The 10,405-nt window shown below is 66.2% G+C and carries 9 protein-coding genes and 2 tRNA genes; all 11 read left to right on the forward strand.

Features of this window, described 5'->3' with window-relative positions:
* Positions 1 to 1,187 (forward strand): DUF1998 domain-containing protein (locus J7J55_03615; protein ID MCD6141795.1); only part of this gene is annotated, 1,187 nt, incomplete at its 5' end.
* Positions 1,184 to 2,302, forward strand: a complete 1,119-nt coding sequence (locus tag J7J55_03620) for a hypothetical protein (protein MCD6141796.1) — start codon at positions 1,184 to 1,186, stop codon at positions 2,300 to 2,302. The genes J7J55_03615 and J7J55_03620, both read left to right, overlap by 4 nt.
* The gene (gene gcvT, locus J7J55_03625) at positions 2,299 to 5,460 is read left to right on the forward strand and encodes a glycine cleavage system aminomethyltransferase GcvT (protein ID MCD6141797.1); all 3,162 of its coding nucleotides are present in this window, start codon (positions 2,299 to 2,301) and stop codon (positions 5,458 to 5,460) included. The genes J7J55_03620 and gcvT overlap by 4 nt, the downstream gene beginning before the upstream one ends.
* Positions 5,461 to 5,474: 14 nt before the next feature.
* Entirely contained in the window at positions 5,475 to 7,970 is a 2,496-nt protein-coding gene (gene mutS / locus J7J55_03630) for a DNA mismatch repair protein MutS (protein ID MCD6141798.1), read from the forward strand.
* A 67-nt stretch (positions 7,971 to 8,037) separates the two neighbouring features.
* Complete coding sequence (locus J7J55_03635; GenBank protein MCD6141799.1) at positions 8,038 to 8,349, forward strand: SpoVG family protein; 312 nt, start codon at positions 8,038 to 8,040, stop codon at positions 8,347 to 8,349.
* Positions 8,347 to 8,417 (forward strand) — tRNA-Gln (locus tag J7J55_03640). The genes J7J55_03635 and J7J55_03640 overlap by 3 nt, the downstream gene beginning before the upstream one ends.
* A 6-nt stretch (positions 8,418 to 8,423) precedes the next feature.
* Positions 8,424 to 9,116: a ribonuclease III gene (gene rnc, locus J7J55_03645; GenBank protein MCD6141800.1), complete on the forward strand. Its 693-nt coding sequence runs from the start codon at positions 8,424 to 8,426 to the stop codon at positions 9,114 to 9,116.
* Positions 9,116 to 9,189 (forward strand) — tRNA-Arg (locus tag J7J55_03650). Before rnc ends, J7J55_03650 begins: the two co-directional genes overlap by 1 nt.
* A 25-nt stretch (positions 9,190 to 9,214) precedes the next feature.
* Positions 9,215 to 9,427, forward strand: coding sequence for a hypothetical protein (locus J7J55_03655; protein ID MCD6141801.1), 213 nt, complete (start codon positions 9,215 to 9,217; stop codon positions 9,425 to 9,427).
* A gap of 471 nt (positions 9,428 to 9,898) precedes the next feature.
* A complete protein-coding gene (locus J7J55_03660; protein ID MCD6141802.1) occupies positions 9,899 to 10,108 on the forward strand; it encodes a hypothetical protein in 210 nt (69 codons plus the stop codon).
* A gap of 162 nt (positions 10,109 to 10,270) precedes the next feature.
* The coding region (gene cmr1 / locus J7J55_03665; protein MCD6141803.1) for a type III-B CRISPR module RAMP protein Cmr1 at positions 10,271 to 10,405 on the forward strand (135 nt) is incomplete at its 3' end.

A 10,405-nucleotide genomic window follows, 5' to 3' on the forward strand; every position in this document is an offset into this window, starting at 1 on the left:
TTGAGGCGGGGATCGACATCGGCGGGCTCGATGCGGCGATCCTCCTCGGCTACCCCGGAAGCGTCCTCTCGTTCTGGCAGCAGGCCGGGCGGGCCGGGCGGGGAGAGGATCCGTCCCTCGTGGTCTTCATCCCGTACGAGGATCCGCTCGACCGCTATCTCCTCCGCCACCCGGACCACCTCCTGGGGCAGGACCGGGAGCGGATCGTGCTCCGACCGGACAACCCGCGCCTCGTCGCCGGGCACATCGCGTGCGCCGCCGCCGAGCTCCCGGTACAGGACGGCGCTGAGATAAGCCGGGTCGGGCCGGAGATCGTCCCCACCCTCGCGGACCGGGGCCTCCTCGCCCCTACCCCGCGCGGTTATATCTACCGGGGGAGGACTCGGGCCCATGCTCTCTTCCCCCTCGACGCCCTGGCCGGCGCGCAGGTGAAGCTCGTCTGCGACGGAGAGCTCCTCGAGACGATGGACCCGCTCCGAGCGCGGCGCGACGCCTACCCCGGCGCGGTCCTCCTCCACCGTGGTGAGACCTACGTGGTCGAATCACTCGACCTAGAAGAAGGGATCGCCCGCGCCCGCCGCGAGGCGGTGGACTACTACACCAAGCCATTAATCACCTCCCGCGTGGAGATCCTCTCCCCGGGGGAGAGGAGAGCCGGGTTTGCGGTGCGCAGCGGCCGCGTCCAGGTGCGGGAGGAGTTCGTCGGGTACCAGGCGATCCACTCCGGTCGCACGATCGGGGTCACCCCGCTCGAGCTCCCTCCCCATACCTACGAGACCGACGGGATGTGGATCACCTTCCCTGAGGAGATCCCTGGCGTTCCCCGCCCCGACCTCCTCGGCGGGCTGCACGGGGCGGAGCACGCCCTGATCGCGCTCGCCCCCCTCACTGTCCTGTGCGACCGGGACGACCTCGGCGGGGCATCGATGGCGTTCCACCCGGAGACCGGGGCTCCGACGATCGTCCTCTACGATGAGGTCGAGGGGGGAGCCGGATTGGCAGAGGCGGTGTACGCCCGAATCGGGAAGGTGGCGGCAGAGGCACTGAGCCTCGTCTCCGGCTGCCCGTGCGAGAACGGTTGCCCGTCCTGCATCTACTCCCCCCGCTGCGGAAACCGGAACCGCCCGCTGGACAAGCAGGCGACGATCGCTGTCCTCGAGTTCATCGTCGCAAGGAGCAGAGGATGACGGTGGCGGTGATCATGCACCCGCCGTTCGGGGAGAGCCCGGGAGAGCGGCTGGTGAGGGAGGCGCGGATCGCCGCCGCGTTCGACCTCGCCGTCGCCCTCCGCCGCGCCGGGGTGGAGGAAGTGCTCGTCGTAAGTCGCGACGAAAAGATGGCAGGAATCCCGGGAGAGCTCCTCGCTCCGGCGACGGATCCGTTCCACTGCGGGGACGAGCTCAAGTCGATCGTCGCCCGGTTCGGGATCGAGCGGCTCCTCTACTTCGGGAGCGGGAACGGGATGCTGCTATCGGAGGCGGAGCTCGCGCGGATGATCGAGTTCACCGCCCGGCCGACCCCGAGTGCGCTGTTCAACAACTTCTACTCGTGCGACTTCGCCGCGATCAGCCACGCAAGTGCCATCCTCGCCGCCGCCCTTCCCCGGATCGACAACGGGCTCGGGTTCGCGCTCGCCGACGCGGGCTTCTCCTGCTTCTCCCTCCCCCGCCGCCTTTCCACCCAGTTCGACCTCGACACCCCGGCCGAGCTCTTCCTCCTCGCTGCGGCCGCGCGCGGGGGGGACCGCCTGCGGACGGCCCTGGCGCGCTTTGGGCTCCATCACCCCAAGCTCCCTGGGTTGGAAGAGGCCCTCACCTCGCGGAAGGCCCATGTCTGCCTGATCGGACGGATCAACCCGCGCGTGTGGGCGGATTTCGAGCGGGGAGTCGCCTGCCGGACGAGCGCGATCTCCGAAGGGAGGGGGATGCGCGCCTATCCGGATGGAAGAGGGACGATCGCCGGCGAAATCATCCGCCGGGACGGGCCAGCGGCGTTCGTCGCGCGGATCTCCGCCGACTACGACGGGGCGATTATCGACACCCGTCCATTTCTCTCCTCCGGCGGGCTCCCGCCCCGGGCCGATCGGTTCGCAAGCGACCTCCTCCGGCCCGAGCTGATCGCGGATCAGGGGTGGGCAGAGTTCACGCGCGCGGTGATCGATGCTCCGATCCCGATCGTCATCGGCGGACACTCCCTCGTGAGCGGCGGGCTCTACCTCCTTTCCGAGATCGCCTGGAAAGGGGGCGACCTTCCCCGTAGACTTCACCCTGAAACGATCGATTGGGAAAAGGAGACGCCATGAACGAAAACCTTGGGTTTGCCGAATTGGAGAAGATCGATCCCCAGCTTTCCTCCCTGATCAACGCGGAAGAACGCCGCCAGCGGGAGAAGATCATCCTCATCCCGTCCGAGAGCCTTACCCCGCCGGCGGTGCGGGAGGCGCTCGGGTCCGTGTTCACGAGCGTGTACGCCGAGGGGTATCCCCGCGGCGCGATGCGGATGCTCCCCCCGGAGCTCCTCGCCGACCTCGACTACCAGCTCGCCGAGTACCGCCGCTACGCGGACTGGCGGTTCTACAAGGGAACCGAGTTCGCCGACCTGGTGGAGTCCCTCGCCGGACGGCGGGCGGCGGAGTGCTTCGCCACCGCGGATTACCCCTCTGATCGGATCTACGCCAACGTCCAACCGTTGTCCGGGGCGGCGGCGAACCTGGCGGTGTACGAGGCGTTCGTCGCCCCCGGGGACACGGTGATGGGGATGGCCCTCACCGAGGGGGGACACCTGACGCACGGCTCGGAGTTCAACATCACCGGGAAGCGCTATCGGATCGTCTCCTATTCGTCGGACCCGAAGACCGGCAGGCTCGATTACGAGAAGATCAAGGCCCTGGCCGCGGCCCACCGGCCGAAGATGATCATCGCCGGGTTCACCTCCTTCCCGTGGCAGCCTGACTGGGAGGCGTTCCGCGAGATCGCTGACTCCGTGGGGGCGATCCTGTTCGCCGACATCGCTCACACCGCGGGGATGGTGATCGCCGGGGCCTACCCGAACCCGATCGGATACGCCGACGTGGTCGCGTTCACCACCCACAAGACCCTGTGCGGCCCGCGCGGGGCGGTGATCCTGTCCACCGATCCCAAGATCGCCGCCCGGATCGACTCCGCGATCTTCCCCGGGGAGCAGGGCGGCCCGCACGTGAACAAGTTTGCTGCCATCGCTGCCGCGCTTCGGATCGCGCAGACCGACGCGTTCAAGGCACTCCAGCATCGGATCGTGGAGAACGCCGGGTACCTGGCGGATGCCCTCAGGAATGAGGGACTGACCCTCGCCTACGGCGGGACGAACACCCACCTCCTCCTCGTCGACCTGCGGGAGATCGAATCCGACACCGGGTACACGATGCTCGGGGAGATCGCTGCGCGGATCCTCGATCTCGCCGGGATCGTGTGCAACAAGAACACCATCCCCGGCGACCACTCAGCGGCGGACGCGCACGGGATCAGGCTCGGTACCCCATGGGTCACGCAGCGGGGGATGGGGAAAGAGGAGATGGGGGAACTGGCGCGGATCATCGCCACGGTGCTGCGCGCGATCAAGCCGTTCGAATACCCCGGCCTCACCGGCCCACTCTCCCGGGGGAAGATCCCGGGGAAGGTGCTGCGGGAGGCGCGGCGCTCCGTGCGGGAGCTCCTCCATCGGGTCGATCCGCAGGTCGGAGTCCCCGCGCCCAAGGCGGAGCCGCGGGGACTGCGGGTGCGTGGGGGCCGGGCCGCCCAGTTGCTCGATCAGGCGGGCACGGCCGACGTCATGGGACTTCCGGTGGGCGAGGCCCGGGTGACCCTCCTGTTCGACGCGGACGGGAACCTCATCTCCCCGGTCCGGATCGGGAGGGTAGGAGAGCAGGAGTTCCTCATCATTGTCCCCCCAGCCAAGGCGGAAGCGGTTGCCGACTGGCTCTCCGGCCTGGCCGACGGGTACGTGCTGTTCGACCGAAGGGACATCTACCGCAAGGTCGAGGGCCCGGCGGTGGTGGAGGGGATGGAGGATCTCCCGAAGGAGGCGCGCGCATGGGCGGACTCTCCCCTGCCGGCCATCGCGGAAGAGAAGATCGTGGAGGCCTATAAGGCTCATCCCGACCTGTTCGCCGTTTCTAAACCGTACTTCATCGGCCAGGAGCTCCTTGCCTCCCCTGCTCCGGCAGGAGAGGACTTCGCCTGGGAGGAGCAGGAACAGGCCCTCAGGCGCACCCCGCTCTATCCCGAGCACAAGCAGCTGGGGGCGAAGCTCGTCCCGTTCGCCGGCTGGGAGATGCCGGTATGGTACACCTCCGCCCTCGCCGAGCACCGTGCGGTCCGTGCCGCCGCCGGGCTGTTCGATCTCGGGCACATGGGGGTATTCGGGGTCACCGGGAGGAATGCCACCGCCTTCCTGAACGCCGTCACCAGCAACTACGCCGACTGGCTGAAGCCGGGCGAGTCGCAGTACTCCTACCTGTTCGGGCCGGATGGGGAGGTGATCGACGACATCATGGTCTACCGCCGCGGGCGGGACGATTACCTGGTGGTGGTGAACGCGGCGAACGAGGAGAAGGACTGGGCCTGGCTCACCGGGGTGAACGCCGGGAACTACCTGATCGACCGGAGGTTCCCGGCCCGCCGCGTCCCCCCGGCCGAGCTGCACGACCTGAAGCGGGAACAGGGGATGATGGACATCGCCCTGCAAGGGCCGAACAGCACCGAGATCCTGTTCCGGGTCCTCGACCGGAAGGCACAGCTCGCGGTCTCTGCCCTCAAGCGGACCGAGTTCTGCGAGGTCGAAGCCGACGGACATCACCTGATCGTCGCCCGCACCGGCTACACCGGAGAGGATGTCGGCTACGAGATCTACCTCGGCGGGGACGGCCCGAGATGGCTGTGGAACGCGCTCCTGGCGGCGGGGGAGGACCTCGGTATTGTCCCATGCGGGCTCGCCGCCCGCGACTCCACCCGGACCGAGGCCGGCCTCCCGTTGTACGGGCACGAGCTGGCCGGTCATTACGGGATAAACCCGTTCGAGGCCGGATTCGGATCGTACGTGAAGCTGCACAAGCCGTTCTTCATCGGGCGGGACAGTTGCGTGGAGCAGTACGAGAACCAGACCCGGGAGCTCGTGCGGTTCGAGGTGCAAGCGGCGCGGCCGGTACGGGGGGAGGCGGCCGTGCTCGACCGGAACGGAGCCTACCTCGGTCGGGTGACGAGCTGCGTCCCGCTCGGGGAGCGGCAGGTCGGGCTCGCCATCCTCGAGCGGCGCGGCCTCGCTCCGGGGACCGAGATCGGACTCGTCAACCCGCCGCGGGCGGAATCGCCGAAGCCGGTCTCCGCGCTTGAGCCCGGGGACAGGCTCCCGGTACCGATCCCAGGGACGATCATCGATCGATTCCCGGACTGGGCGGCGAAGGGGAGGCCCGGGACCGGGGAGTAGACGCAGGAGGGGCGATGGTCAAGAGGACCCCGATGATGGAGCAGTACCTCCGCCTCAAGGCCGCGCACCCCGACGCGATTTTGTTCTTCCATCTGGGGGACTTCTACGAGGCGTTCTTCGAGGACGCCGAGGTCCTCTCCCGCGAGCTCGACGTCGTCCTCACCGCGCGCAACGGGAACCCGATGGCCGGGGTCCCGATCCGCCGCGGGGAGGCGTATGTCAACGAGCTCCTCAAGCGGGGGTACAAGGTGGCGATCTGCCAGCAGATGGAGGACCCGGCGGCGGCGACCGGCCTGGTCCGCCGCGAGGTGGTGCGGGTCGTCACCCCGGGCACGGCGCTCGACGACGGGGTCCTCGACTCCGGACGGAACAACTACCTGTGCGCCGTCCACCCCGACCAGGACGGATTCGGGATCGCCGCCCTCGACCTCTCCACCGGCGAGTTTCGCGCCACCGTGGCCGCTGACCGGGCCGAGCTGGAAGGGGAACTCACCCGCCTTGCCCCGAGCGAGCTCCTCCTCCCTTCCTCCCTCAAGGACGAGCTCGGCGAGCTCGCCCCGGCGGTGACCGAGCTTCAGGATGAACGGTTCGACCCCGGGCTGGTCGAGGACGGGTTCGGGATCCCTGCCCCTGCCCTCCGCGCCGCCGGCGGGATCCTCGCCTACGTCGCCGAGACGCAGAAGGGCCTTGCCTCCCACATCCAGAAGCTCCAGCCCTACAACCTGTCGGCGCGGATGGAGCTCGACCCGTTCACCATCCGCAACCTGGAGCTGGTGAAGCCGCTGCGGGAGGGAGAGGAGCGGGGGACCCTCATCCGCGTCCTCGACCGGACCGCAACCGGGATGGGGCGCAGGTACCTGCGCCGGGCGATCCTCGCCCCGCTGCTGGATCGAAGCAGGATCGAGGCCCGCCTCGACGCGGTGGAGGCGCTGTTCCAGGATGAACTGGCACAACAGCGGATCTCCGCCGCCCTGGACGAGGTGCACGACCTGGAGCGGTTGACCGGGAAGCTCGGGACGGGGCGGATGGGCCCGCTCGACCTCCTGCAGCTGGAGAAGAGTCTGGGGCAGCTTCCCAAGGTGGCCGACGCCCTCGCTGCCCTCCCCGACCTCCCGGAGGCCCTCGCGGCGGTCCACCGCGAGCTGACCGACCCGAGCCTCGAGGCCCTGCGGGCCGGGGTCTCCGGGATGCTCGTCGACCAGCCCCCGGCCGACGCGCGCGACGGCGGGCTGATCCGTCCCGGGTTCGACGCGACCCTCGATCGACTGCGGGAGGAGATCCGCGCCGTGCGGAGCCAGATCGCGAACCTCGAGGCGAAAGAGCGAGAAAGGACCGGGATCCCGTCGTTGAAGGTCGGCTACAACCGCGTGTTCGGCTACTACATCGAGGTGACGAAGCCCCACCTGGCCAAGGTCCCGCCTGAGTACCACCGCCGCCAGACCCTGACCAATGCGGAGCGGTTCATCACGGAGGAGTTGAAGGGATACGAAGAGCGGATCGCCCTCGCCCAGGAACGGGCGGTCGGGCTCGAGCTCGAGCTGTTCAACCGGGCCCTCGACCGGTTGCGGGATGGGATCCCGCAGCTGCAGCGGGCAGCGGCCGCGATCGCCCGGCTCGACTTCTTCCTCTCCCTGGCGATCGTCGCCCGGCGGAACCGCTACACCCGCCCTCGGTTCACCGACCGGCACGCGATCTCGATCCGGGATGGACGCCATCCGGTGGTGGAGCTCGTCGAAGAATTCGTCCCCAACGACCTCTCTCTCCCCGAGGGGACGGACCTCGCGATCATCACCGGCCCGAACATGTCGGGGAAGTCGGTCTACCTGCGCCAGGCCGCCCTCATCTGCCTGATGGCCCAGATCGGGTCGTTCGTCCCGGCGGCGGAGGCGGAGCTTCCGATCCTCGATCGGATCTTCGCCCGCGTCGGGGCGAGCGACATGCTCGTCTCCGGGATCAGCACGTTCATGATGGAGATGCTGGAGACGGCGAAGATCCTGGAGCATGCCACCGCCCGCAGCCTGGTCATCCTCGACGAGATGGGACGGGGGACGAGCACCTACGACGGGCTCTCCATCGCCTGGGCGGTGGCGCGGGAACTGGCCGGGAACGTGCGCGCAAAGACCCTGTTCGCCACCCACTACCAGGAGCTGACCCGGCTTGCCGACGAGCTTCCCAATGTGATCAACCTGCACGTGGCGGTCGAGGAGGTGGGCAAGGAGATCGTGTTCCTCCACCGCGTCGTCCCCGGCGTCGCCGCCGGGAGCTACGGGGTGCACGTCGCCCGCCTCGCCGGTCTGCCGGAACGGGTCACTGAGAAGGCGGAGGAGATCCTCGCTCGATTCACCGCCGCCGCACCGTCGGAGGAGGGACGAAGCGACGGCGCTACCCCGATTCCGCTGTTCGGCCCGGATGATCATCCGGTGGTGAAGCAGCTGCGCAAGGTCGATCCCAACACCCTCACCCCGCTCGAGGCGCTGGAGCTTCTATTCAAATTGAAAGAGGAGCTTTGATCGTTGATCTGGAACACGGTTTTCGGTAATATGAGCCGCACCATTTAACGGATGTGAGGTCACGCGGGTGGAGATAACGAAGGTAGAGATTCGACCGATGCACAACGAAGGGAACCTCAAGGCGTTCTGTTCCGTCGTATTTGACGATGTGTTCATCGTCCACTCGGTGAAGGTGATCCAGGGGAAGGACAACCTGTTCGTGGCCATGCCGAGCCAAGAGACGAAGAACGGGGAGTTCCGGGACACGGCCCACCCGATCGACAACGATTTTCGCCTGAAGATGGAGGAGATCATCCTGCGCGCGTATCGGGACGCGGTGGGAGACGATGGTGGGACCAGCCTGAGGGAAGAGATCCCGACAGAGGATGTGACGATTTAGGGCGTAGCCAAGCGGTAAGGCAACGGCCTTTGGAGCCGTGATCGGAGGTTCGAATCCTCCCGCCCTAACACTACATGAACGAGCGACCGATAGAGGAGCTGGCGAAGAAGCTTCGCCTCAAGATTTCTCCCGAGGTGCTGGAGCAGGCGTTCCTGCATAGCTCTTACGTGAACGAGCGGAACGATCCGCGCGGGTCGAACGAGCGGCTCGAGTTCCTCGGGGATGCAGTGATCGATCTTGCGGTGACGAGCTACCTGTACCGCGAGTACCCGGATGCGGACGAGGGGCGGCTGACCAAGGCGAAGTCGGTGGTAGTCAGCCGACCGATGCTCGCCGAGAAGGCGGAGAAGATCGGACTGTCCCAGTACCTGCGCCTCGGGAAGGGGGAGGAGGCGAACGGCGGGCGGGAGCGCGCCTCCAGCCGGGGGAATGCGTTCGAGGCGTTGGTCGGGGTGATCTTCCTCGAGCGGGGATATGCCTACGCTGCCAAGTTCGTCCTCCGCTACCTCAAGGATGAGATCGCCCGACTCCTCGCCGAACAGTCGGCGACCGGCGACTACAAAAGCCTCCTCCAGGAGACGGCGCAACGACTCTTCTCCACCCGTCCCAAGTACACCGTGGTCGGAACCGAGGGGAAGGAGCACCGCAAGGAGTTCGTCGTCGCGGTATCCGTCGCCGGGCACCGCGGGCTCGGCCGTGGCCGGAGCAAAAAAGAGGCTGAACAAGCGGCGGCGAAACAGTTATACTTAATGCTGGAAGAATTCTAGCCCCCGTAGCTCAGTAGGATAGAGCAACGGTTTCCTAAACCGTAGGTCAGAGGTTCGAGTCCTCTCGGGGGTATAGTCCCCTCTCTGATACCGCAACTTTGTCTGACACCACTGCTACCAAGTCGTGCGCGAACTGCAGCTTAAGGTTCTCGATAACCGCTACGTCTCTGGGGGAGTACACGGGGGAGACACTCGACGAGCTCACCGGTCCGGGCGATCCCGAGCTTGCGGCGCGATTCTTCTGCGAGGCACTCAAGCTCGATCCGACCATGGCCGATGCGTACAACGGGCTGGCACAGATCGCTGAATAAGAGGGGGATCTGCGTACAGCCGAGAAACAACTTTCAGGCGTACGAATTGGCCCGCGAGGCACTGGGAAGTGAATCACCACAGGCGTAAGTTTGGTGGGGAGAGCTGAAGCACAGCCTTACATGCGGGCGCGGCACGGATTGGCTTGGGCCTATTGGCGCACCGGGTGCTTTCTCCAGGCGATCGAAGAACGCGCGCCGAGTCAAGAACTCCTCCAGCGGGTGGTAGGAAAGATATGAGATCCGGCGTGAGGAGAAATCTCGGCCTTCGATCATCGGCGATCCCTCGATCTTAACCTCTTCACTGCCAAGCGGCGCACTTCTGTAAGCTTGCTTTAGAGATGATGAATAGGGTATAAAAGAAGTTAAAGGGGTGCATAGTCGGCTCATTGAGGATGATGGAGAATAAAAGTATTCAGGGCAACAGGCGGAACAATTCAATAGAGCGAAGCAAGAAGCAGCGAGAAGCTAAAAGTGGAGCTAGAGCGCTACATTGTCTGGTCTGAGAAAAGACTCAACCTTTCGGCCCCCTGGCCGTGTCGCAAGCAGTTCCTCCTCCGTGGCGGGGCCGATGGTGTAGCCGCGCTCAACCAGGAGAAGATCAAAGATCTCTTCCTGCGGCTCGATCTTCCGACGGAATTCCGCCGCCTGTGGGAGGCACACTTCGCCTATGAAGGTTCGTAAGCCACGAGGATGAAATGCCATAGACTAAGACGACGTGCTGGGACCTGCCCGAGCCGTCCTTCCTCCTGACCTACGACACCGGCCTCGGAGCGGAGAGCGGCTATGAAAAGCGGAGGTGGTGAAAACGCGTGGTAGTATAAGGAAGTGGAAAGAGTGAAGGAGCTGAAAGTAAAGATAAGGACTCTTACTCCCCTCTGGACCGGCGGTGCAGACGGCAAAGTAGATCGCGTTCACGAAACCGGGATTCTGGGGAGTTTGCGCTGGTGGTACGAGGCGATTGTGCGCGGGCTGGGTGGA

The organism is Candidatus Bipolaricaulota bacterium (assembly GCA_021159055.1).
Classification (GTDB): Bacteria; Bipolaricaulota; Bipolaricaulia; order UBA7950; family UBA9294; genus S016-54.